This is a genomic window from Pseudomonas sp. AP42 (genome assembly GCF_001728935.1).
Taxonomy (GTDB): Bacteria; Pseudomonadota; Gammaproteobacteria; order Pseudomonadales; family Pseudomonadaceae; genus Aquipseudomonas; species Aquipseudomonas lactis.
In genome coordinates this window covers 1-21,949 of the sequence record NZ_LYSO01000005.1, presented here as the reverse complement: position 1 = coordinate 21,949, position 21,949 = coordinate 1, and the positions used below count along the sequence as shown (strand labels likewise).

Annotated in this window: 20 protein-coding genes and 2 pseudogenes; 13 read left to right on the top strand and 9 right to left on the bottom strand. The window is 55.4% G+C overall.

All coding sequences use genetic code 11. The annotated features are described in order from the left end of the window. The first annotated feature begins 10 nt into the window (after nucleotides 1-10). The 3 genes from A7K61_RS03210 (at nucleotide 11) to A7K61_RS03200 (ending at nucleotide 3,249) form a co-directional block, all read left to right on the top strand. A complete protein-coding gene (locus tag A7K61_RS03210) occupies nucleotides 11-316 on the top strand; it encodes a PadR family transcriptional regulator (protein ID WP_017335982.1) in 306 nt (101 codons plus the stop codon). 582 nt (nucleotides 317-898) lie between these two features. Continuing rightward, nucleotides 899-2,386 carry a SulP family inorganic anion transporter gene (locus tag A7K61_RS03205; RefSeq protein WP_017735063.1) on the top strand — a complete coding sequence of 496 codons (1,488 nt, stop codon included), beginning with the start codon at nucleotides 899-901 and terminating at the stop codon, nucleotides 2,384-2,386. Between the two features lie 11 nt (nucleotides 2,387-2,397). Further along, complete coding sequence (locus tag A7K61_RS03200) at nucleotides 2,398-3,249, top strand: universal stress protein (protein WP_020302552.1); 852 nt, start codon at nucleotides 2,398-2,400, stop codon at nucleotides 3,247-3,249. A 102-nt stretch (nucleotides 3,250-3,351) separates the two neighbouring features. Here the strand turns inward: A7K61_RS03200 and A7K61_RS03195 are convergent, their stop codons facing one another. The 3 genes from A7K61_RS03195 to A7K61_RS03185 are packed head-to-tail and all read right to left on the bottom strand — an operon-like array spanning nucleotide 3,352 to nucleotide 6,998. After that, nucleotides 3,352-6,345 carry a Tn3 family transposase gene (locus A7K61_RS03195; protein WP_019334756.1) on the bottom strand — a complete coding sequence of 998 codons (2,994 nt, stop codon included), beginning with the start codon at nucleotides 6,343-6,345 and terminating at the stop codon, nucleotides 3,352-3,354. A gap of 3 nt (nucleotides 6,346-6,348) precedes the next feature. Further along, nucleotides 6,349-6,759: a putative toxin-antitoxin system toxin component, PIN family gene (locus A7K61_RS03190; RefSeq protein WP_017335986.1), complete on the bottom strand. Its 411-nt coding sequence runs from the start codon at nucleotides 6,757-6,759 to the stop codon at nucleotides 6,349-6,351. Further along, complete coding sequence (locus tag A7K61_RS03185) at nucleotides 6,759-6,998, bottom strand: ribbon-helix-helix domain-containing protein (protein WP_017335987.1); 240 nt, start codon at nucleotides 6,996-6,998, stop codon at nucleotides 6,759-6,761. Before A7K61_RS03185 ends, A7K61_RS03190 begins: the two co-directional genes overlap by 1 nt. 201 nt (nucleotides 6,999-7,199) lie before the next feature. Between A7K61_RS03185 and A7K61_RS03180 the strand changes: the two genes are divergently transcribed. The 4 genes and pseudogenes from A7K61_RS03180 to A7K61_RS03160 form a co-directional block, all read left to right on the top strand. Then, nucleotides 7,200-8,117 carry a recombinase family protein gene (locus A7K61_RS03180; RefSeq protein WP_017335988.1) on the top strand — a complete coding sequence of 306 codons (918 nt, stop codon included), beginning with the start codon at nucleotides 7,200-7,202 and terminating at the stop codon, nucleotides 8,115-8,117. A 163-nt stretch (nucleotides 8,118-8,280) separates the two neighbouring features. Beyond that, complete coding sequence (locus A7K61_RS03175; protein WP_020303033.1) at nucleotides 8,281-8,544, top strand: type II toxin-antitoxin system RelB/DinJ family antitoxin; 264 nt, start codon at nucleotides 8,281-8,283, stop codon at nucleotides 8,542-8,544. Then, nucleotides 8,531-8,812 (top strand): type II toxin-antitoxin system YafQ family toxin, encoded by a 282-nt coding sequence (locus A7K61_RS03170; protein ID WP_011282522.1) that lies wholly within the window; start codon nucleotides 8,531-8,533, stop codon nucleotides 8,810-8,812. Before A7K61_RS03175 ends, A7K61_RS03170 begins: the two co-directional genes overlap by 14 nt. 165 nt (nucleotides 8,813-8,977) lie before the next feature. Continuing rightward, a pseudogene (locus tag A7K61_RS03160) lies at nucleotides 8,978-9,279 on the top strand (hypothetical protein); the annotation flags it as partial. 89 nt (nucleotides 9,280-9,368) lie between these two features. On the opposite strand, the gene A7K61_RS34135 reads toward A7K61_RS03160, so the two are convergent. Next, the gene (locus A7K61_RS34135; protein ID WP_370588167.1) at nucleotides 9,369-10,073 is read right to left on the bottom strand and encodes a methyl-accepting chemotaxis protein; all 705 of its coding nucleotides are present in this window, start codon (nucleotides 10,071-10,073) and stop codon (nucleotides 9,369-9,371) included. A 228-nt stretch (nucleotides 10,074-10,301) separates the two neighbouring features. After that, nucleotides 10,302-10,412, bottom strand: a pseudogene (locus tag A7K61_RS34130) (hypothetical protein); the annotation flags it as partial. Nucleotides 10,413-12,357: 1,945 nt separating this feature from the next. Between A7K61_RS34130 and A7K61_RS03145 the strand changes: the two are divergent. The 3 genes from A7K61_RS03145 to A7K61_RS03135 all read left to right on the top strand — a co-directional run bounded on the left by A7K61_RS03145 (nucleotide 12,358) and on the right by A7K61_RS03135 (nucleotide 14,397). Beyond that, nucleotides 12,358-13,428 (top strand): ComEC/Rec2 family competence protein, encoded by a 1,071-nt coding sequence (locus A7K61_RS03145; RefSeq protein ID WP_020302117.1) that lies wholly within the window; start codon nucleotides 12,358-12,360, stop codon nucleotides 13,426-13,428. A 32-nt stretch (nucleotides 13,429-13,460) separates the two neighbouring features. After that, nucleotides 13,461-13,943: a hypothetical protein gene (locus A7K61_RS03140; protein ID WP_032904893.1), complete on the top strand. Its 483-nt coding sequence runs from the start codon at nucleotides 13,461-13,463 to the stop codon at nucleotides 13,941-13,943. A 103-nt stretch (nucleotides 13,944-14,046) separates the two neighbouring features. Beyond that, entirely contained in the window at nucleotides 14,047-14,397 is a 351-nt protein-coding gene (locus A7K61_RS03135) for a hypothetical protein (protein ID WP_020302115.1), read from the top strand. A 459-nt stretch (nucleotides 14,398-14,856) separates the two neighbouring features. On the opposite strand, the gene A7K61_RS03130 is transcribed toward A7K61_RS03135, so the two are convergent. Then, on the bottom strand, nucleotides 14,857-15,723 hold the full coding sequence (locus tag A7K61_RS03130) for a WYL domain-containing protein (RefSeq protein WP_020302114.1): 867 nt from the start codon (nucleotides 15,721-15,723) through the stop codon (nucleotides 14,857-14,859). Nucleotides 15,724-15,858: 135 nt separating this feature from the next. Between A7K61_RS03130 and A7K61_RS03125 the strand changes: the two genes are divergently transcribed. The 3 genes from A7K61_RS03125 to A7K61_RS03115 all read left to right on the top strand — a co-directional run bounded on the left by A7K61_RS03125 (nucleotide 15,859) and on the right by A7K61_RS03115 (nucleotide 20,259). Continuing rightward, entirely contained in the window at nucleotides 15,859-17,043 is a 1,185-nt protein-coding gene (locus A7K61_RS03125) for a hypothetical protein (RefSeq protein WP_020302113.1), read from the top strand. Next, nucleotides 17,040-19,268, top strand: coding sequence for a ThiF family adenylyltransferase (locus A7K61_RS03120; protein ID WP_020302112.1), 2,229 nt, complete (start codon nucleotides 17,040-17,042; stop codon nucleotides 19,266-19,268). The genes A7K61_RS03125 and A7K61_RS03120 overlap by 4 nt, the downstream gene beginning before the upstream one ends. A 406-nt stretch (nucleotides 19,269-19,674) precedes the next feature. Continuing rightward, on the top strand, nucleotides 19,675-20,259 hold the full coding sequence (locus tag A7K61_RS03115) for a hypothetical protein (protein ID WP_020302111.1): 585 nt from the start codon (nucleotides 19,675-19,677) through the stop codon (nucleotides 20,257-20,259). Nucleotides 20,260-20,567: 308 nt separating this feature from the next. Here the strand turns inward: A7K61_RS03115 and A7K61_RS03110 are convergent, their stop codons facing one another. From A7K61_RS03110 to A7K61_RS03100, 3 genes are all read right to left on the bottom strand, one after another. Next, nucleotides 20,568-20,912, bottom strand: a complete 345-nt coding sequence (locus tag A7K61_RS03110) for a hypothetical protein (protein ID WP_020302110.1) — start codon at nucleotides 20,910-20,912, stop codon at nucleotides 20,568-20,570. Between the two features lie 69 nt (nucleotides 20,913-20,981). Then, nucleotides 20,982-21,359, bottom strand: coding sequence for a TIR domain-containing protein (locus A7K61_RS03105; protein WP_020302109.1), 378 nt, complete (start codon nucleotides 21,357-21,359; stop codon nucleotides 20,982-20,984). Nucleotides 21,360-21,361: 2 nt separating this feature from the next. Then, nucleotides 21,362-21,838, bottom strand: coding sequence for a hypothetical protein (locus A7K61_RS03100; RefSeq protein WP_139129447.1), 477 nt, complete (start codon nucleotides 21,836-21,838; stop codon nucleotides 21,362-21,364). Between the last annotated feature and the right edge of the window lie 111 nt (nucleotides 21,839-21,949).

The following is a 21,949-nucleotide window of genomic DNA, read 5'->3' as shown; positions in this document are numbered from 1 at the left end:
GGCACGAAAAATGACAGATAAAGACCTGTACGGCGGGTTGATCCGCCTGCACATACTTCACCATGCAGCCGAGAAGCCCGTCTTCGGACTGGGAATCATCGAAGAACTGCAACGACACGGCTACGAGCTGAGCGCCGGGACGGTATACCCAATGCTGCACGGGCTGGAAAAGAAGGGCTATTTGACCTCACGCCACGAACGCACCGGGCGACGTGAACGGCGTGTCTATGAGATCACTGAGCAAGGCCAAGTTGCGCTGGTCGAGGCACGTGCAAAGGTTAAGGAACTGTTCGGCGAGTTGATCGAAGGTTGCTGAGTTTACGGCTTCAACTCGGCGTCAGGCGGTTCACTGGCACCGCGTCAGACTAGGGCCGCTTTCTGCATTTTCTGACGCCAAGGCGTCAATCTCTATGGCCTCAACCTGACAGGCCGAATGCTTAGCGTACGATTTTTTCCGATTTCTCTATCGACCCCAGGAGGATCTGAATTGATCTCTCCACCATGTGTACACTGCCTGACAGCGGAGTTCGTCGCGGTTTAATCTAGAAAGACTTGCCCTAGGGAGATCAGCACGGCTGGAAGAACTGACCCAAACGAGGCAGCAGGTCGCATTTGACGATATCTTCACTGTATACTTTATCGCTCAGCCATACCTCTTGAGCTACAGGAACACCAGCATGACTGTACTCCAAACGATCTACTGGCAGCCTACGCCGCCTTAGCGCTACGCCCCCTCGCAACATCTCGCTTCCGCTAGTTTCGCTCGCGGTCGCGTACTGCTGTATGCCCGGTTTTTACACCCAAGGCACACAGCCAAATAATCCTCACAACTTGAATTCGTATCGACGCGCTCGCCATCTGCCTGGTGTGCGTGTGGTGCATTGCCTTGGATATTCTGATGCTGCAATCGCTCAAACAAACGTGGTTTTCCAACGTCCGTGGAGACGTGCTCGCGGGGATCGTGGTCGCGCTCGCGCTGATCCCGGAGGCCATTGCTTTCTCTATCATTGCCGGCGTCGACCCCAAGGTCGGTCTCTACGCCTCCTTCTGTATCTGTGCTGTCATCGCCTTCGTCGGCGGTCGACCCGGCATGATCTCGGCAGCTACCGGTGCGATGGCACTGCTGATGGTCACCCTGGTAAAAGATCACGGGCTTCAGTATTTGCTGGCAGCCACCTTGCTCTGCGGGGCGCTTCAAATCCTCGCTGGATACCTGAAACTGGGCTCTCTGATGCGCTTTGTTTCGCGCTCGGTAGTCACAGGCTTTGTGAATGCATTGGCGATTCTGATTTTCATGGCGCAGTTACCTGAATTGACCAACGTGACCTGGCACGTTTACGCCATGACCGTAGTGGGCCTCGGAATAATCTATCTGTTTCCGTATGTACCGAAGATCGGCAAGCTGATTCCCTCGCCGCTGGTGTGCATCCTGGCCCTGACGGCCATTGCTATTTACCTCGGTCTGGATATCCGCACTGTGGGTGACATGGGCGAACTGCCGGACACGCTGCCGATTTTCCTGTGGCCTGAAGTCCCGCTGAACGTTGAAACTCTGCGCATCATCTTCCCGTACTCAGCCGCCTTGGCCGTAGTAGGTCTGCTTGAGTCCATGATGACCGCGACCATCGTCGACGATTTGACCGATACCACCAGCAACAAAAACCGTGAATGCAAGGGTCAAGGCATTGCCAACATCGCTGCCGGGATGCTCGGCGGTATGGCAGGCTGCGCCATGATCGGCCAGTCGATCATCAACGTGAAATCCGGTGGACGTACCCGTCTCTCCACATTGTGCGCGGGCATTTTCTTGCTGCTGATGGTCGTTTTCCTCGGCGAATGGCTCTCCAAGATCCCGATGGCTGCATTGGTTGCTGTGATGATCATGGTATCCATCGGCACCTTTAGCTGGGATTCCTTGCGCAATCTGAAAGAGCACCCACTGTCGACCAACCTCGTCATGGTCGCGACCGTTGTGGTGGTCGTGGCAACGCATAATCTGGCTTACGGCGTGTTGGTCGGCGTACTGCTGGCTTCGTTGTTCTTTGCGAACAAGGTCGGACATTACCTCGATATCAAGAGCAGTCTTGAAGAGACGGAGTCGCATCGGACTTACCGCGTGGTAGGCCAGGTGTTCTTCAGCTCGGCAGACAAGTTCACCGAAGTTTTTGACTTCAAGGAAGCGCTCAACAAGGTCACCATCGATCTGACACAGGCGCATTTCTGGGATATCACCGCCGTCGCCGCGCTGGATAAAGTGGTAATCAAGTTCCGTCGCGAGGGCGCCGAGGTTGAAGTGCTGGGTCTAAATGAGGCCAGCGCCACAATCGTTGACCGCTTTGGCGTGCATGACAAACCTGGCGCCATCGACAAGCTCATGAGCCACTAAGGAGATCGACAATGACCCACGTAATGGCATGTATTGATAACTCACAATCCTCATTGGCGGTCTGCGACTACGCAGCATGGGCGTCGCAGCGACTCAACGCGCCTCTTACCTTGCTTCACGTATTGGATGAAGAGAAATACCCAGCAGCAGCTGACCTAAGTGGAAATATTGGTCTCGGCAGTCGAGAGCATCTGCTGGAGGAGCTGGCTACATTGGATGCCCAATGCGCCAGACTCGCTCTGGAACAGGGCCAACACATGCTGGAAAAGGCCAGGGAGCGAACGGTCATTTCCGGCGCTGCGTTTCCTGAGCTGAAGCAGCGCCACGGACACTTGGTAGAAAGTCTGAGCGACCTTCAGGAGGATATTCGACTGTTGGTGATAGGAAGAGTGGGTGAAGACAACTCACGCAACGCGCACAGCCTTGGCAGCCAGATAGAAGCTGTAGTGCGAACAATTCACCGGCCTATCCTGATCACAGCCAACAGCTATAAAAAGCCCGAAAAGGTGATGCTCGCATTTGACGGCAGCTCCACAGCCTACAAAACCATCCAAATGTTTGCCGCCAGTTCGCTTTGCAAAGACTTGCCCATTCATCTTGTTACGGTCGGTGCAGATTCGGTGAGCAATCACGAGGCACTGGGAAAAGCACAAAGCATGCTTCTCTCGGCTGGCTTCCTAGTCCAAGCTGAAATCAGACAAGGTGAGGTGGAGTCGGCTCTGCACGATTATCAGACAGAGCACGGCATTGATCTGCTGGTCATGGGTGCCTATGGGCATTCACGCATCAGGCAGTTTTTGGTAGGAAGCACGACTACGACGATGCTTCGAACAGCCACCATGCCTGTATTGCTGCTGCGCTGAGATAACTCTCTAAGCCACAGTGTTTCTACTTATTGAGAAATGCTGTGGTCAATCCCATCTAAGCTATCTGACAACATAGCCCACTGAGTTCGACCTGCGCACCTAAATATCGTCGTCTGGATTACGCAGTGGCCGTAGCTCACCTCGGGCGACCTCTTCTGGTACCGCGAAGGAGTACCGTCCCAACATATTGATGTGCTCGAAGATCAGCGGCGACAAACGAGCCAGGTCTTCGTCCTGTACCGGGTAGCCGTGCTGCTTTAACCGCTCCACGGCAGCCGTCATGTAGAGGGTATTCCATAGCACAATGATATTTACCACCAGGCCCAGGGCACCGAGTTGATCCTCCTGGCCTTCTCGGTAGCGCTGGCGAAGCTCGCCTCGTTTGCCATGGAACACGGCGCGAGCCAGGCTGTGTCGGCCTTCGCCGCGATTCAGTTGGGTCAGGGTGGCGCGGCGCTTGGACTCATCATCAATGTAGGTCAACGTATGCAGGGTTTTCTCGATCCGTCCGAACTCTGCCAACGCCTGGGCCAGACGGGTCGGACGATCTCCCGTTTGTAGGGTGCGCATGATGCCTGTCGCCGGCACTCGGCCAAGTTTGAGTGAGCCAGCCAAACGCAACAGGTCATCCCAGTGCTCGGCGATCAGGTCGAGCTTGACTGACTGGCGAGCAAGTCCGTTGAGCTTGCCGTAATCCGCGTCCGGGCGGGTGCGCCAGAAGCGGGTACCGCCGACATCAGCCAGGCGCGGGCAGAAGTGATAACCGAGCAGACGGAATAACCCGAACACCACATCGCTGTAAGCACCGGTATCGGTCATGATTTGTGTGGGCTGCAATTCGGTCTGTTGTTCCAGCACAACCGCGAGCAATACTAGGCTGTCGCGCAGGGTGCCGGGCACCGTAATGGCGTTAAGACCGGAAAACTGGTCGGAGATCAGGTTGTACCAGGTGACGCCCCGGCCGGTACCGAAATACTTCGGGTTAGGGCCGGCATGTACGGTACGCACAGGTACGACAAAACGCATGCCATCGGCGGAGGCCACCTCGCCGCCGCCCCAGACCTGAGCCAGCTCCAGTTGACTCTGCGCAGCCACCAAAATGGCATTGGCTGCCGACAGGGTATCGTCACGGAGATAGTTCTGGCTCACCCAGGACATTCGGTCACGGCGCAGCGCTTGGTTGTCGTTGCGAGTCAAGGGCTCCAGGCCGGTGTTACAGGCTCCTCCCAAGAGCACTGCGCACAAACTCGTCACCAAGTTGTCGGCCCGCGCATTGCGTTCGGACACATGGGTGAAGGCTTCAGTGAAGCCGGTACGAGCGGCGATTTCTAACAGGATTTCCGGCAAATCGACACGCGGCATCAAGTCGGCCACGGCTGCACGCAGTTGCAGCAACGAGTTGGGCTCTTCCAGCTTCTCCAGCGCTCCGAGGGACAGCTCGGTTTTGCCCTCTGTATTCTCACTCAACTGGATCGCAGGATTGTCGGGCAGGCGAGCGGCGACTGCGTACCAAGTCGCATCCAGCTCGGCAGACAAGGCGTCCAAGGTGGTTTTGGCGTTCACAGTCAGGCCCAGTGAGCGACAGATGATCGGTCGCGCCGACAGCCATTCTGCACCATCGAGCAGACCGATACGCGGGTCGGCATAGCGCCAACTGGGTGCAACAAAGACATCGCGGCGGCGTAGGGCCGTGCGTAGTGCATCAAGCGTGCAGAAGACATAGGCGCCCATGTCGAGGGAGCCATCTTCGCGAGTGATGTGGTTCTGCCAAGCCTTGGCCACGATCTCCTGCGGCACGTCATCCTCCGGCTTCCTGCGAGGCAAGTTCAGTTGCAACCAGTCCAAACTAGCCGCCACACCCTTACCCGCCGGGCTGAAGCCGAAGCGAATATGTTTCAATAAGTCAGGAAGGAAACGGCGCACGCTGCGGTAGCGCTCCTCCAGAGCGAGGTAAAACACATCGTTGGCCGGACGGATCAACGCATTGACCTCTTCCAGGGCTTTCTCCAGCGTGACACGTGGCAGGTCGTTGAACAGCCGGGCACGGACATTGTCATCGCTGATCGAGCTATCCAGCACGACCTTGCACGCAGCGGCGAGCATTGCCGCCGAGCGATCCAGGTCTTTTAGACTACGCAACCGAGCCTTCTTGTCAGCCTTCTCTGCGTTGTTGAAGATATCACGCAGTAGCGCTTCCAGAACTTCCAGAGCATCGTCGTGCGCACTGGCTTCCAAGGAAACCGCGAATGCCACCAACGTCGCCAACCGGCGCGACGCCGGCAGTCGATTGATGGCCGTGACCTTCGCGGTGTTGGCAAAGCGAGCCAGGGCGGCAATGCGGCTGGGAGGGATATGCGCAGCTGCCGGTAAGGCGATACCCAACCCGCGTACATCATCCAGCCGACGCAGCGCCCGAACCAGTGCAGGGCCACTGACCATCACCGGGCCGGAGCGTAGTTGATCCAGTCGGGAACTACGGTTGCCTTCGGCCACCAGAAGCAAGTCTTGTAGGTGCTGTCTTTGCTCCTCGGTCACGCTGCGGCCCAAGGTGTACCAGAGGCGTTCTTCAACCCGGCTACGCAGTTGGGCAATGAAGCGCTCTAACTGGGAAATTCCGGGCAATAGGACTTTCTGTGTGAGCAGCCATGAGGTAGCTCGTTCGAACAGCACGCCAGGACGATCAGTACCAGTCCAGCAAAGGGCATACAGCCATCGGCTCAAACGAAAGCCGATGCCTGGGTCAGTAAAGTGGCGATAGCCATAGCGCTCTTGAATATCGGCCGCATGTATCCAGCGACGATGATCGCTATAACGTACAAGACAGTCAGGGTCGGCGATTGCCAATTGCCGACAAAGCACAAGCAGGACTTCCACCGGCACAGCCGTGGGTTTGTCCGGCAAAACACCGACGAAGCGAACGGTAGTCAGCAGAACGGCATAGCCCAAGCGGTTATGGTTGCCCCGTAGTACCTGGACGGCTTCACGGTCTTCATCGCTCAGGTGGAAGTAGCGCTCCAGTTCATCACGGCTGGGCGCATCGATGTAGCGACCAAAGCCGTCGCGTTGCTCCTGAGTCAGAAAACCAACCGGCATCGATCACAGTACCTCGGCGCAGAACACGGCGGGGGTGACAATCCGCGTGCGTTCGATATGTCCGCGCTGCAAGAGGCCTGCGCGTCGATCACCGGTTACTAGGTAGTCCGCATTGCCCGCCAAAGCCATGGCCAGCAGAAAAGAGTCATCCGGATCATCGGCTTCAACCTCAATGGTCAACCGCTCCAATACCACGGCGCGTTGCAGGTTATTGATCATGGCCCCCACTTTGGCAGGCTGAAGGATGGCCTGAAGCTTGGGGTAACGACTGGCGCGACGAATTTCGTCGAGCTGTGCCCGTGAAGTCACCACCTCGAAGCGAGCTGAACGCCAGGCCCGATAGATCGCATCAGGAGACCCATGCGGTGAGATCAGCGCACTGAACAGAATGTTGGTATCCAATACAACCCGCATCAGCGCTTACGCGCCCAGTCGAGCGCTTCTTCAACCGCTTCGGTCAGTTCGGCCTCACTCAGATGGGCATTGGAAACCTTGGCCTGTTCGGCGCTCAGCTCCAGGATGTGTGCCCGCACCGCTTCTTCGATGAAGCGCGACAGGTCGCCCTTACGGCCACCGCCTTGGCTGGCCAGAAACATGCGAAGCGATTGGTCGGTGTCGGTGGAGACGGCGACGTTCCAGCGAGTGGTATTCATGACTTTTTCCAATGTTAGGTGTTTATGTGTTTATACACTCGATCCTCACTGCGCCGCAACGGTTCGATAAAACCCTCGTTTTATAGAACTTTAACGGAAGACCTGCCCAGCTCCGAGTTAGCCCATATTATGGTTTTAAATACTGGTATCGTTAATCAAGGTTCTATTTTCAATTTCTCTGTTGAGTAAACGGTACTTTTGATGAAAATTGGCTATGCGCGGGTGAGTACTCGGGATCAGAACGCCGACCTCCAGATCGATGCTCTGACAAAGGCAGGGTGCGAGCGGATCTATCAAGACGTTGCCAGCGGCTCAAAAAGCGCACGTCCGGAACTGGACAAATTATTGGTTCATGTACGGGCCGGTGATGCTGTGGTGATTTGGAAGCTGGATCGTCTAGGGCGCTCGCTCAAGCACCTGGTCGAACTGGTCGGTGAATTGGCCGCTCGTAACGTTGGCCTGCAAAGTCTGAATGACCCCATCGATACCACCCACGCGCAAGGCCGCTTTGTGTTCAACCTGTTCGCTTCATTGGCAGAGTTCGAACGTGAGTTGATTCGTGAGCGCACACAGGCAGGCTTGTCCGCTGCACGGTCACGTGGTCGAGTCGGTGGCCGCCCGAAGGGGCTGCCCGCTCAGGCGGAAGCGACCGCTATGGCCGCAGAAACGCTGTACCGAGAGGGTCGGTTAAGTGTGAGCGCCATTGGCAAGAAACTGCACATTTCCAAAAGCACGCTTTACCGCTACCTCCGGCATCGCGGCATAACGATCGGCGTACCCGCAAAAATCACCCAGCATCTCAACATCACGGTCCCACCGGCAGTGGACAATGCCGAACGGATCGCGACGGTCATATTGCGCCTGGCCGTCGAGAACAACAGCAAGTTCGTGCGTGGTAAAAAACGGGCACTGGAGAATATCGAGCGTTACTGCCTGGAACCTTACGGCATGAAGCTGCTTGAGTCGGGCAACTACGCGCTGAGCATTCCCTATCGCAACGATGAGGCACTGGATAAGACGGTACATGATCTGCTGACCGAGATCAGCCAAGAGGCCGAGATGCGTAATTGCTTTATCGAGGCAGATGCTTGGGAAGAGGGCTCTGAGCGGAGGTGGTAGGGCTTATGTTGGTTTTTGGTTCCATTGCTCCCCAAACCCCAACATCAATGGTACGGACAGTCCAATAAACCTTCGTTTGATAGACGCCTCTGGCGAGGTGTGCTGGGTGCACTCCTGGAAGGATTGAGCTACAATGTAGCTCATCAATCTGGAGGATCAAACCATGTCCGCAAATGCTGTAGTCCGTGCCCGTATCGACGAGCACATCAAGGAAGAGGCGACCGTCGTGCTGGCAGCGATGGGACTCACCGTGTCTGACGCCTTCCGCATCATGTTGACCCGAGTCGCCCGCGAGAAAGCCTTGCCGTTCGAGCCGCTGATTCCGAACGCCACCACCATCGAGGCGATGAAGGAAGCGCGCCGTGGCGGCTTGAAGTCGTTCGCTTCCGTCGAGGATCTGATGGCGGATCTGAATGCGGACGATTGAACAGACCAGCCGGTTCAAACGCGATTATAAACGCGAAGCCAAAGGCCCGCATCGTCAGACGCTGGCGAGCGATTTCATTGCCGTCGTCACAGCCCTGGCGAATAACCAGCCTCTGGCCGAGAAGCACCGTGACCACGCCCTCACCGGCGACTGGAAAGACCACCGGGACTGTCACATCAAGCCCGACCTGGTGTTGATTTACCGCAAGCCGGATGACGCCGTGCTGCAACTCGTGCGTCTCGGATCGCATAGCGAGCTTGGCCTGTAACGCCGGGGTCTGCCCAGGACAAGGAAAGAAGCTACATGACAATCAGCATCACCGACGACGATTGGAACGAACTGACTCCCGAGAGTTTCGATACCACCGCACTGCTGCGGGCAGTCGATGCCGTGGACGAGCTGCGCGGCGATTGAGTGACAACGCAGACGGCGGGCCTCCGCAACTGCGCACCGACCTGTTGAAGCTGCATCAACTGGCGATGAGGTGATCCAGGTGCGGATTCGAGAGCACGTCATCGCCACCAATGACATGCGTCTGTTCGGTCTGCACCTACTGGGGCAGGCGTCGCTGCGCATGGAGCAAGCGCTGTGGCCAGAAGAATATGAGCGGATGACCCGCGAGGTCGAAGAAGCTCTCCGTGAGGCCGACGACCCCAACGCCAAGTCGTACACCCACGAGAAGTCATGCAGGCGATGCAGGAACGAATCGACCAAGCACGAGACAAGCCATGTTGATCGGCCCTGCCCCAACTCCCTCGAACTCGGATGAGTCGGACCTAGCAACGTGGTGACACCGATCATCTAGGGCCGGAGCAGAGCCTGTGTCAGCCCGCGAGGCGGTGCGTCACTTCGCTGAGCTGGGCCGACAGCGTATGCAGGTTCTGGCTGGCTGCCTCGGTACGCTCGACATTGTCCTGGTTGGTGGTGGCGATGGCGGTAATTTCGGTCAGATTGCGCGAGATATCTTCCGCCACGGACGTCTGCTCTTCGGCAGCGGTAGCGATCTGACGGTTCATGTCGCGGATCGCTTCGACTTCTTGGGTGATGCGCTGAAGCATGCTGCCCGCTTCCGTAACCTGTTCGACACCTTCGTTGCTGCGGGTTTGTCCATTTTCAATCGCACGCACCGCATCCACCGCGCCGGTCTGCACCGTGTCGATAATCTGATGAATTTCAGCGGTGGAGTCGGCGGTGCGCCTGGCCAGCGTGCGCACCTCGTCGGCAACGACGGCAAACCCGCGTCCGGCATCGCCCGCGCGGGCGGCTTCGATGGCTGCGTTTAGCGCCAGCAGATTGGTCTGGTCGGCGATGCCGCGAATAACTTCCAGCACCTTGCCAATGCGACCGCTATCGGTCTCCAGACGGCGTATTACCTCGGCGGTGTTGCTGATCTCGCCGCGCATGTGGGTAATGGTCTGGATAGTCGAACGCATCATGGTCTCACCCTGCTGCGCCGAATGATCGGCCGCATCCGCTGCACGCGCGGCTTCGGCGGCGTGACGGGCGACTTCCTGCGCCGTAGCGGACATTTCATGCATGGCGGTAGCGACCTGATCGGTGCGCGAGAACTGCTCGCGAGTGCCTTGGCCCATCAGTGCGGCGATGGCGCTCAATTCACCACTGGCGCTGTCCAGGTCCGAGGTGTTGCGTTGCAGGAGGGTGAACGTATCGGCAAGGAAGTCACGCAGGATATTCGCGGCAACTGCCAGACGTCCCAATTCGTCAGCACGGGACGCATCGACGCGCTGTGCAAAGTCGCCCTGGCTGAGCTTGGCGATGTGGTCGATCAGGTGACGGATGGGGGCGATCAGATTGCGGTTTACCAACCATAGGCTGAGCAAGGCGATGAAAACGCCAGCGGCTAGCATTACCAACGAGCCGACGACTATTTTACGATCTGCGGCTTCGCTGATGGTTTCCGAACGATGCAGCGCCGAATCGCGCTGCTGGATGACCAAACCACTGAGCTGTTCGCTGGTGGCACGGTCGATGCCTTGAACCGCCTCGTCGCCGGCGAATGGATCGTTTCCGCCGGCGATGTAGGCCGCACGGCCCGCGCGGTAGGCGGCGCCGAGGCGCCGGTGCTCCTCGTGCAGGTCGCGGAGCTGCTTTGACAGGGCAGGGTTGTGCTCGCTTCGCTCAACGAGTCTGCCCAGGATGTCCTGGACCTTTCGTTCCTGGTTCTCGAAGCTTTGCCAGTACTTGCTCAAGGCTTCAGGTGATTTGCCACGCAGCAAGACGTTCTTCCACTCCTGCACCTGCACTTTGAATTCCACGTTGGCTTCGTCGATCAGGCGCGACGTTTCGATCGGACCCTTGAGTAGTTGTTGATACTTGGAAATGTCATCCGACAAGAAGGAAAAACTGGCGAAGGCGATCAGCAATATCACCAACAGGCTGCCGCCGATCAGTGTGAGCAGCTGAGCGCGCAGGGATTTTTTCAAGAGCATCTGGGCGGTCTCGTATCGAAAGGGGGGCGCTTGAGTCATACGCAAGATTGAGCGAGCGGTCAGCCAAATGACCGTTCGTTCGCCCCCTTATGTCGGCGTACCGCTGCGATACTTGAACGCTTTCAGACCAGACGCAGATGGTTGTCCCAGAGCCCTGCCGGCAATTGCAGCGCGGTGCTGACGAAGCCCCCGCTGGCGGGGTCGACCGTTAGGACAAGATGTCCGATCCGCGCTCATCGAAGCCTCCGCGCCTGGCCGGGGCACTTCTACCCGTGTGTTCGCGCAGTTGCGACAGCCAACCCGCAGGGAGTTTTTGCGGTTCATCCGCGTGGCTTGAGGAGACCAAGTTTCCGTCGCGGTCAAATAAGCTCATGCGCTTGAAAACCGGGTCCTCGGCGAGCATTCGCGCGGCTCGTCTCTGGTTTGGCCTTAAGCTACCGGCGCCCCTATCTGCCTGGTCTGCACTCTTTACTATACCGAACGACGAATGTCAGATCGAGCGCTCGGCGATCGGGAATATTTTTCGCCAAGCAAGGGCTACGCATGTCGCGAGATTCCAGCGCCTACGACTGGTGTTTAGAGTCGGCCAATACTCCTGTCCGGCCGGTCAGCCATGCGTCCTTGAGTCGTCGTGAATCCTGGCGGGATCGGACCTGGGCCCACAACCGTTCCCACCGAACATTTTCCCCGCCGGCGAGCGGCTTTCTCGCGCAACAAATTGTTCGGAGCTCAAGGTCCTTCTCTACGTTTCGGCTGCATTGGCAGTGCGTTCGGCCCTCACCCGCCGATCGGCTCACAACAAGGACGCGATGGGCGCGACCATGAATCCGAAAGGAGAACACCATGGCCATCATCGGCATCTTTACCACCTCTAAAGACGGGGCTAGTTGCAGTTAATGTGAGTAGGGAACGATGGAATGCAAGCCGGCGCGGCTGAATGCAAGCTCGCTCGCAAATAATCTGAGCCAGACGGCTCCGTCAGTCGCAGTTAATCTGAGCCGGAAATTGCGCTGATTGCGAGCACGGCCGTTTTCGATTGCAAGCCGGTACATCTAAGTGCGGGGCATTGACTGGGTGGCGGCCACTGGCCACTAGCTCATGCACAACATAGGGTTGGATCCAACTTCTTCAAGGGCGGTCACGGAAATTATTTTGTCCGGCGGGCGCAGCGATAAATTGGCGATGGGGTGGTCCGCTGCACGCGGAGACAACGGGATGAGCCAGCCCATGGCTGGCAAGGCTGGGGGGGGTACAGCACGACGATTGGCTTGACGGGCTGGGCCAATCTGATGCAGCGTGTCAAAGGGCCAGTATGCTTGGCATGTGGCTCGACCTCAATTAAGCACGAAGGGAGCACAAGGACGTGGCGGACAGTGTTGAGATTGACTTTATCGGCGTCGAAACCTCGAAAAGCGGCGATGCCATTACGGTGCGTTACACCATCAATGGCACCACCCAAATACACGTGGTGGACGGGGGCTATATCGACACTGGCCCCCAGATTATCGAACACCTTCAACAGCATTATGGAACAACGCGGATCGACCATGTCGTGCTAACCCACCCCGATCGTGACCACGCCAATGGCCTGAGAGCGGTGCTTGAAAATTGCAGTGTGGGAGCACTATGGCTCAATCGACCCTGGCAGTACGCCGCAGAGCTGCTGCCCCGTTTCGCGACTTATACCTCTGCCGACGCACTGGAGCGAAAGTTGAGGTCGGTGTATTCCGCCAGCGCAACGCTCGAAGCGATTGCCCTAGCGCGAAATATCCCGATCTACAGCCCACTACAGGGCCAGCGTATCGGTGCCTTCCACGTGCTGGCGCCTTCTCGCCGCCGATATTTGGACTTGATCGTGGAGTCCGAAAAAACGCCGGAAGCCGAGGAGGCCTCGGTGATCGGCGAGTCTTTCGAGGGCATTGCCAAAGCGTTTCGAGCATTGACAAACCTGGTGAAATCGGTTTGGGGCAATGAGTACTTTCCAGCTGCCGGTACGAGCAGTGAAAATGAAATGAGCGTCGTTCAATACGCAAAAATCAATGAATCGAAAATCCTGTTGACCGGCGACACCGGCCGCGAAGGGCTGACCGAAGCAGCGGACTTCGCCCCCCATGTCGGTTTGGCGTTGCCCGGGCTCGAGTTGTTTCAGGTGCCGCATCACGGTGGCCGGCATAATGTGTCCACCGAGGTGTTAGATCGGTGGCTGGGGGAACGACTACCATCGCTGCCGGATGAGCCGGTGTGGTCGGCGATCTGCAGTTCCGCAAAGGCGGATGAAGACCATCCGCGAAAGTCGGTAGTGCGTGCGATGATGCACCGGGGCGCGCATTTCGCAGCCCTGGAGGGCACCGACATTCTGTGGTTCAACGGCAATCAGCGAGTAGGGTGGTCGGCGGTGCCCCAGACGGCTTTTCCAGAAGAGCAAGAAAATTGACCGATCCTACTTCGAGAGTCACGACCAATCTCATGCTGTTCATTATCCCTCTTTATCTGGTACTGCTGTTGTTTCTGGCGACGTATTCCATTGGCGCGATGGCATTGGGTTGGCTGAGCCAACCCTACGAGGTGCTGAGGGTGCCGCTGATGTGTGGGGCCATTGCATGCGTTGGGGGATGTCTGTACTGCTTAAGAGCGGTGTATCTCAACAAATGTATGCACAAACGTTGGGATCCCGATTGGCATGTTTGGTATTTCATTCGACCGATCACCAGCATTGTGGCCGGCGCAGTCAGCTACCTGTTTTTAAAGGCTGGATTGTTGGTCCTTGAATCCAGCGCTAAAAGTGATGCCAGTGAAATCGGTTTTTTTGCCCTGGCATTCATTGCGGGACTGAATGTCGACAAGTTTGTCGCCAAAATCGAAGAGGTGGCCAAAGCCGTCTGGGGCATCGATAAGTCGAGAGCTTCCGAGGTGCGCAAGGACGATACCTCTGCAGGCGACCGGCAGTAAGGCACACGCCGGGCCCTTCCCGCATAGGGCCCGTGGCCCTCTGGTCCGACCGGCCCGTTTGAGGTGTTTCCCAGGAATCCTTCAATGTTTCTAAGGAGTTAAGGTGGCCAACGAACTTGCCTTGCTTGATCACACATTTGAGTCACAGAAGGAAGCGGAAGCTTACTTTTATGCCCTGCGCGACAAATACAGCGCCTCTGCGGCCGATATCACCCAGCCGCAGGAGTTCGAATTGCTGCGTGAGCTTTACCTCAAATATTGTGAGTACACGGATTGGCCAGTACCAGCCTCACCCATAGCTTTTTGCGTGCGCAATGTCGGAAGGGGTGTGGGTGGTAAGGGGGGAACAACACAAGCTTTTGTCGTTCGGTTCAATTCCGACGCGAAAGCCGATAAAGAGTTCTCGGCGAAGAAGGCCATCCAAGCCATCGCGAAACACCACGCGACCAGGTGAGACCAGGTAAGGCACAGGAGGGGCAAGGTACGCTGCGCCCCCCCCCTGCAACGTCACAGGATCCTCAATGATCTGCAGGGTGTTCACGCCGTCGCCAGTCAACGCGCACCAGCTGACGCCCAAGTGCCTCACCCCCGCTGCGGCTGGGCATGACAGGGGGGGATCAGGAGGACAGGCCTGTTCCAACTCGGAATGGATGGTATCCATTTTTGCGGTCTAAGGCTCGCGCCGGAGAATTGATAAATTGAGCCACCGAAGCACTTCGGGCTTGGATCAATTCTTAAAAATGAAGACACCCGATGGGTCTTGAACTGTCAGGAAGGGTGGCATTGGTCACCGGCGCATCGAAGGGCATTTCTGCCTTCAACACCGCGGGGATTGCGTTATCCACCTCTTCAGGGAGTATTCAGTCTCGGCGTGGTGCGGTCTCGCCACCGAGCAGGGCTCATCATTATTGCCCTACTGTCCGGATGCGGAGCATTCTTCAATTCGTAACATTACGATTTGCTGCGAATCCTTAAGGGGTTCATCAGGCTTTATATCCAAATTTAGGCGCCGGGTTAAATAATACAACTGGGCCTTACGAGCGCGGATCTTTGTCTCGCCGTTGATCATTTGGTAATCGTGTTCAATGGCTAATCTTTTGGGGTTGGAATAATTAGGATTTGGGCCGATCACGATATCAATGAAAGTTTCCCATTCAACATCCTGAGGAACTTCGCCAGGTGGAGCGATTGATTCTGTGATCTGCATGATGCGACCGAGCACGTAATCCTTGTATTTTGACGATTTAAAACAATAAGCACGTATGTGCCATCGAAACCCATCATGGGCAAATGAAGTGGGGTAAATTGTGCGGGTCGCGGCTTCGTCAAAACTTGTCAGAGACCGGTAATCGCAGACTACTGCCTGCTGTTTTTGCAGCGCTCTAATCATACTCACAAGTATGTGAGGCTCGACCTTGCGAGTAGGCGAGGGGAGGCTCGCAACGGGCGGCGCCCAACCGATGAAGCTATCACCCGGGGCAACGGTGCCGTGCTCACGCAACAACAGTTCGTTCAAATATTGACTGCTGTCAAAACTGGCCAGAATCGGCTTAAAGAAGGGTGAGGCGACGTAGGCCTTGAGGGTGCGATCGTAGATCAGGTTGTCCGGTGCAAGCTCCTGGTACCTGGACAAATCCAAGGATGCTTGGGGAACAGAGATTCTGAAAAAGGTCGTTAGGTCGGAGCGATTCAATCGTCCCTCCCACAGCAGACGGAAATCGATGAACTCCAGTCTTCGGTCTTGACCCCATCGGCCAGTACGGGTGATCTGCTCGGTCATGTTATTGATTTTCCATGCTTTTTTATATGCGTATAAAAATTATCCGCATAACTACTAGACGGGTAGTTTTTCTATACGTATCTTAGCCTTCGCGGTGCCAGAACTCAATCGTGCGTAACCGCCCAGGAGGCGTCAATGGCAGCAAAAATTACGTTCTTTCAGGTCGGTAATGGCGACATGACTCTGGTTCGGCTCGCGGACACACGCGTGACAACTATCCTGACCGACATCAACATTCGTAGTTCAGCGGATGATCCCGACGATGACATGCCTGACGTTGCAGGCGCACTGCGTCAGCGGTTGATGTATGACAAGGATCAGCGTCCGTTTGTTGACGCCTTTATGCTTAGCCATCCGGATCAGGACCATTGCCGCGGCCTGCGCAAGCATTTCTGGCTGGGGCGTCCGGAGGACTATCCGGATGACCATCTTGAGCGCTCAGAACGGCGCATTATCATCCGTGAACTGTGGTCGTCTCCGCTGATTTTCCGCCGTCGTTCAGTGAACCACACCTTGTGTGACGATGCGCGCGCCTTCAATTCGGAAGCTCGCCGGCGCGTGGCGCACTGGCGTGCAAATGGTTATGCCACCAGCGGCAATCGCATTCTCATCATGGGTGAAGACAACGACGACAAAACCGATGATTTAGGCGCCATCCTGATAAGGTCGGGCGATACTTTCAACAAAATTGACGGTGAGTATTCATCGCTGTTTTCCGCTCGCCTATTAGCGCCAGCGCCGCATGAAGATGATCAGGAGCTGGAGACTCTGCTGTCTAAAAATGACTCCAGCATCGTCATGAACATGGAAATTTCGCCTTCCATTTTTTCGAGCCGCAAGACGCGCTTTCTGACAGGCGGTGATGCGCGGGTGCTGATTTGGGAGCGTATGTGGGAGCGCTTCCAAGATACACCGGAAGTGTTGGAGTACGATCTCCTGCTGGCACCGCATCACTGCTCTTGGCGATCGCTCTCGTACGACAGCTGGTCGGACCTCCGGGAGAACGCCCAACTCTGCGATGCTGCGCGCAAGGCACTCGGTCAGGCACGCGGCGGTGCGACCATCATTTCCAGTAGCAACAAAATTCTCGACGATGCCGTTGATCCACCGAGCATCCGCGCCAAGCGTGAGTATGACGAAATCACCGACGAGGTGGACGGCTGGTTCGGCTGTACCGGGGACTTGAAGGATGCCGCAGTCCTCGAATTGGAGGTCGCGAGCAATGGGAGTGTGAGCCGGATCGCCGCGGTAGGTATCGCTTCTGCTGCCGCAAGTACCGCCGCAGCTGCGGCACCGCGCGCGGGTGCACCTGAACGATGATCGAATATTTCGAACTGGGGGAGTTACCCGACACTCTGACCAGTGCGCCGCTCTACCCAGCGACCGTGGCTCTGATAAAAGCCTGTGAGAAACATCCTCACATTGCGATCCGTGAATTGCGTATTGCGGAGCAGGGCGACGATCGTTCGGAATACATCGTCATTGATGCGGGTGACGGTGAAGTCAACGCGGGCAACCCAGGGCGGATTCGGCGCAAAGAACGGTTGGCGATAGAGATCAATCCCGAGCGGAGGGTCCCCATTGTCGCTCGCACATTGCGCAAAGACTTTCCGAGTCTGTCACACCAACATGCCTGGGTGCCCGGCACACCAAGGACACTTTGCCTGTACGAAACGGCGTGGAGTGCCGAAGAGCGCAGCTGGACCGCAGAGCGATTCCTCCGTCGGATATTCTGGTGGCTTAAGGAGTCATCCGAGCTGCGCCTTCACCGGGAGGATCAACCGCTGGAACAGCTCTTTTATCTCAGCCCGTACCAGCTGATTCTACCCGCCAATCAATACGAATATGCGAACTCGGTCGACCGCAAGTTGATGATTCAAGAGGTCCAGAAAGGGCCGCCTATCACTTGGAGGGCGGTACCTGAGAGTGATGGATCGTCGGTGAAGGCCATCCGCATGCTGACGATCGAGGTCCTTCCAGTCGAGGCCAAGTCAGTGGTGATGTTTCCCGAGACCTTGGGCGCACTGCACGAACACCTGGTGTCGTGGGGCAGTGAGTTGGCCGATCGGCTGCTAAAGACCACCTTCGACGCCATACCAAATGGCATCAAACCGCCGAGTGGGAAAGGGGAGGCACTGCTGATTCTGGTGTGGGTACCGCGCTTACGCAATGGGCGCGACGAGCGCCCTAATGTTATGGGGTATGTAGTAGGCACTTCACTCTACGAGCTCGCCTGTGCATTCGATATCTTAGGGCCAAAGGACGGGGAGGGGCTGCAGTTCCGCTTCCAGCCACTGGATGGCCAGGTCGGTGCGGGCTGGCAGAAGCTTCCGCTGTTACCTGTGGAAATTCGTCCCGGGATGGACGCCAAGAATGCGCGGGATCTGTCTGCAATTGACCATGACACCGCCGTTTTTAAAGGCGTATTGGCCGGTGTCGGGGCCTTGGGAAGCACCTTGGCTGATATCTGGGTGCGCTCGGGCTGGGGGCAATGGACATTTATCGATCCTGATCAGTTGATGCCGCACAATCTGGTCCGGCAATGGGGGTTCGATGGCCACCTGGGTCTGTCGAAGACCGCGGTTGTGCAGGAGCTGGCGACGTACATCTATCCGCATGAGCCCGCCCCGACTGCCATCGCCAAGAGCGTTGTCGAGGAAGATGGGGATGTGGTTCAGGCGCTTCGAGACGCGCAGCTAGTGGTGGATGTCACCACCACCTTTGAAGCGCCTCGTAGCTTGGCAGTTCGCGATGATGCACCTCGAACCATCAGTTTGTTCCTCACTCCCTCGGGGCTCTCCAGTGTCATGCTCATGGAGGACGCCAGCAGGACGCAGCGAATCGACGCCCTGGAGGGGCAGTATTACCGCGCGATCCTGAACAGTGAGTGGGGGCAATCTCATCTCGAGCATCATTACGGCGACCGCTGGGTGGGAGGCGGTTGCCGGGACATATCGGTGCGCATGTCCAATGAGTGCATTCATGCACATGCCGGGATCTTGTCGCGCCAACTTCGCCAGGCAGTGCTTAAAGAGGAGGCCCGGCTCTGTATTTGGTCATCCGATGAGGCTTCAGGGGCCGTTCACGCGCACGAGGTGGAACTGTTTGCAGTGACGCGCGAAATTACCGCGGGCTGGACCGTCACGTATGACCACGGTCTTCGGCTGAAGCTTAAGGACATCAGAAGGGGCGCGCTGCCAAATGAAACCGGTGGTGCCATTCTCGGTGTCACCGATTTCAAGAACAGGACCATCACTCTTGTTGATGTGCTACCTGCGCCATCCGACAGCGAATCCAGCCCTACTCATTTCATCCGCGGCAAGGAAGGACAACGGGAGGCATTAGAAAGGGTGCAGCAATTGACTGCGCGGGTGGTTGATTACGTAGGCGACTGGCATTCCCATCCGCCAGGCTCTTCGGCAAGGGCGAGTGTTGACGACGAAAAGTTGATAGCGACCTTGCATCAAAGAATGAGTGCTGATGGCTTGCCTGCGGTTATGGTCATCGTTTCGGAGCATGAGATAAACATAGTTGTTAAGCAATAACGTTAAACATTAGAACGTGCTGCAAGTTCACTCACGTCCACCCTGCGGCAGGACGCTAGTGGGTAGACGACTTGACCGGTTGGGCATCTATATAGGTGTGGGCTTGGCCAATATTAGGCTGCGATGGAAGTACGATTTAGCTCTTTAGCAGCGTTGCTTTAGGCCGCAAGCGTTGCTGACATGATCGTCCACCTTAAATGCCTGCTTGGCATGGAGCGCTGCCCAGTACAAGTCGTTCAATTGGATACCAGGCATCAAGAGCACAAGGGGAGATTGGCTTCTATTATGGCAGTGATCTCAGGTAATCCATTGCGCCGCGCATAGTTAAAAATTTGAGTTTTGAACTTTACCTAATCCGTACATCTTTAATGCTAGTAACCGTCAACGGGAATAGTGGGTAGAAAAAATGAACGAAACGAAGTCGGAGTTGAATAGTGGAGGCGAGCAACATCTGAATGGTGTCTATGGAGGGTGGGAGCTCCTTATTGCGGGTGTGGTCTTGGTTGTTGTGGCCCTGCTGGATGTCGCCTATCTTCAACTCTATCTTTCTGGTCGCGAACCGGTATATGTATTCTCGGCGGTTATGATCAGCGCCTTGGGGGGCTTTATATTGTGGCTTCCGTTCGCAAGGAGACGGATCGAAGCGGCCGGAGAAACCCGATTCTCAAATTTCCTGGCCTTACCTGACAATGAGGTACCTATTACGTTTCCGGTGGTATCGGCTTTTCTGGGTGAACAAGCGTTGGGCGGCTTTTTAGGCAGCGTGCTCATGCTGACGACGCACGGGGTTTTTTCCAATTTTGGGGCTGCGATCGCAGGAATTTATTGCTTTGCTCTAATAGTCCTTGCGATCACAATTACATCTTTCTCGCTTCTTAGATTTGTTGTTCTCTTTGCTAGATATGGTTGGGCCACTTATGGGGTTATAGCTGTTTCCTCGCTCATTGTGATGTTCGGATTTTTCTGGGCGGGAGTGAGATCGGTATCGTAGTTGCAGGTGTATGGTGGGAATGATGTTGCTCATGGAGGCCATGTCACGCAAAGTCAAGCGGCACTGGGGTGTCATATTTTTAATGATACTTCCGACTGTATTTTTTCTGAACAGCCTTGGCGGGGGCGTCGCAGACAATGGCGATGGGACGTTGGTAATCCCTAGATGTGAATTTCCATTTATAGTCTCGTTGGGAAATTACTACTCAAGAATTACTTATGTCAAAGTTCGCATAGTTCCGTCAACTCAAAAGATACCTGGCCGATCTAGAGGCCCTGAAGGGGTAGCTTCAAGTCGTGCGAGGGGTATTAAATGGTCGCCGTCATGCCCGACTTGGAGAATACAGTGATCGGACCACTCCCCAAGAGAATTTCTATTTTGATGCTGCCGTCTTCGTACAAAGATAGCATATGGTTTTTTAGCACTATAGATGAGAGCCCTGAGTCATCGTGAACCCATTTGGTAAAATCCCATAAATACATACGTTGCCCTGTATCTTTATAATTTTTAGGCTGTCCGCTGTGATCATCTTCTACTTTATCCAAAATCGTTTCTACAAGCTTGAAGGCCTCGCTTTTCGTTCCCACACATCCAGCGGACCCAAGCTGTTCCATAAAAATCAGCAATCGTTCCCGCTTTGAGAGCTCACTCATAACTATCCTATTACCTTTAGTGGGTGGCAGATATAACCATCGGGGTGATAATTTTTTGTCTCTGGTTTTTCAGAGACTTAATGGGGGAGCTTTTCGGGCTGCAACTAACTTATCGATAGCACCAGAGATGGTCAGGCGAATTTCATCTATGGAAAATTCGTTTGTGGAAGCGTCCGCATGTATGGTGACGCCATGAAGATCAATTGCCTTCGCAGTATCTATTTCCCATTTTACCCACGGTGAGTTTTTTATGGAATCAGTGCTCAGCAGCATAAAAATATCTGCCTGCTGCAACTCATTTGCCACTCTTGCTTGCTTATTTTTTGAGTGATTGTGAAGAAGATCGATATAGATATCCCCCAAGTCAGATAATTCGAACTCCAAGATACTAAGAAAGTCTCTCGTTATTATTTTGTCTCTGGTGGTGTAGCTGATAAATATCTTCATTTTTACTGGCCAGAGGCGAAATGCTTGACAATATGCATGATGATGGTTGCGAGCATGATGAGTACGAAAATGGTTGAGCAGTAAATGTATAGCAGCATGGATTTGTTAAAAATCGCTGCATTCCATGAATTAGGCAGTATAGGTGGGGCGATAGATTCTCCAGTGTTTCGGTTTGAGATTTTAGTTTGAAGATTCAAAATTTTCTGTCGATTCACTCTTTGATAGTAATAGGCTGTGGTATCGCACATCCAGAACCCGGTGCTAATGAATAGGCAGGTTAGCGAAAGCAATAATGGAGTTGTATCCGTTCCGAGCTTCAGCATGGCCGCGATAATAATGCCCAAGGCACCCACGCATAATTTTTTGTATTCAAAGCATTGATTGCTAATTTGCATTGTTGATTCATGGTATTGCTCAACCGAGGACCAGTCTAGCTCGTCATCTAAGCTCTTCTTATATTCCGGCATCCCACTGCTCATATTTAAAACCCTTGGCGAAAGAGAGATCTTATCTTATGAGCCCGATTTCGCCAAGATCGCGGAGTTAAAGAGTTATAGCACTCTGCGACTATTGTCAAAATTTTGGCTAGG

What these genes read in the sequence shown, in the direction of transcription:
- A7K61_RS03210 (WP_017335982.1), top strand. Translation starts at nt 11, where the DNA reads ATGACAGATAAAGACCTGTACGGCGGGTTGATCCGCCTGCACATACTT.
- A7K61_RS03205 (WP_017735063.1), top strand. Translation starts at nt 899, where the DNA reads ATGCTGCAATCGCTCAAACAAACGTGGTTTTCCAACGTCCGTGGAGAC.
- A7K61_RS03200 (WP_020302552.1), top strand. Translation starts at nt 2,398, where the DNA reads ATGACCCACGTAATGGCATGTATTGATAACTCACAATCCTCATTGGCG.
- A7K61_RS03195 (WP_019334756.1), bottom strand. Translation starts at nt 6,345, where the DNA reads ATGCCGGTTGGTTTTCTGACTCAGGAGCAACGCGACGGCTTTGGTCGC.
- A7K61_RS03190 (WP_017335986.1), bottom strand. Translation starts at nt 6,759, where the DNA reads ATGCGGGTTGTATTGGATACCAACATTCTGTTCAGTGCGCTGATCTCA.
- A7K61_RS03185 (WP_017335987.1), bottom strand. Translation starts at nt 6,998, where the DNA reads ATGAATACCACTCGCTGGAACGTCGCCGTCTCCACCGACACCGACCAA.
- A7K61_RS03180 (WP_017335988.1), top strand. Translation starts at nt 7,200, where the DNA reads ATGAAAATTGGCTATGCGCGGGTGAGTACTCGGGATCAGAACGCCGAC.
- A7K61_RS03175 (WP_020303033.1), top strand. Translation starts at nt 8,281, where the DNA reads ATGTCCGCAAATGCTGTAGTCCGTGCCCGTATCGACGAGCACATCAAG.
- A7K61_RS03170 (WP_011282522.1), top strand. Translation starts at nt 8,531, where the DNA reads ATGCGGACGATTGAACAGACCAGCCGGTTCAAACGCGATTATAAACGC.
- A7K61_RS34135 (WP_370588167.1), bottom strand. Translation starts at nt 10,073, where the DNA reads ATGTCCGCTACGGCGCAGGAAGTCGCCCGTCACGCCGCCGAAGCCGCG.
- A7K61_RS03140 (WP_032904893.1), top strand. Translation starts at nt 13,461, where the DNA reads ATGCTGTTCATTATCCCTCTTTATCTGGTACTGCTGTTGTTTCTGGCG.
- A7K61_RS03130 (WP_020302114.1), bottom strand. Translation starts at nt 15,723, where the DNA reads ATGACCGAGCAGATCACCCGTACTGGCCGATGGGGTCAAGACCGAAGA.
- A7K61_RS03125 (WP_020302113.1), top strand. Translation starts at nt 15,859, where the DNA reads ATGGCAGCAAAAATTACGTTCTTTCAGGTCGGTAATGGCGACATGACT.
- A7K61_RS03120 (WP_020302112.1), top strand. Translation starts at nt 17,040, where the DNA reads ATGATCGAATATTTCGAACTGGGGGAGTTACCCGACACTCTGACCAGT.
- A7K61_RS03115 (WP_020302111.1), top strand. Translation starts at nt 19,675, where the DNA reads ATGAACGAAACGAAGTCGGAGTTGAATAGTGGAGGCGAGCAACATCTG.
- A7K61_RS03110 (WP_020302110.1), bottom strand. Translation starts at nt 20,912, where the DNA reads ATGAGTGAGCTCTCAAAGCGGGAACGATTGCTGATTTTTATGGAACAG.
- A7K61_RS03105 (WP_020302109.1), bottom strand. Translation starts at nt 21,359, where the DNA reads ATGAAGATATTTATCAGCTACACCACCAGAGACAAAATAATAACGAGA.
- A7K61_RS03100 (WP_139129447.1), bottom strand. Translation starts at nt 21,838, where the DNA reads ATGAGCAGTGGGATGCCGGAATATAAGAAGAGCTTAGATGACGAGCTA.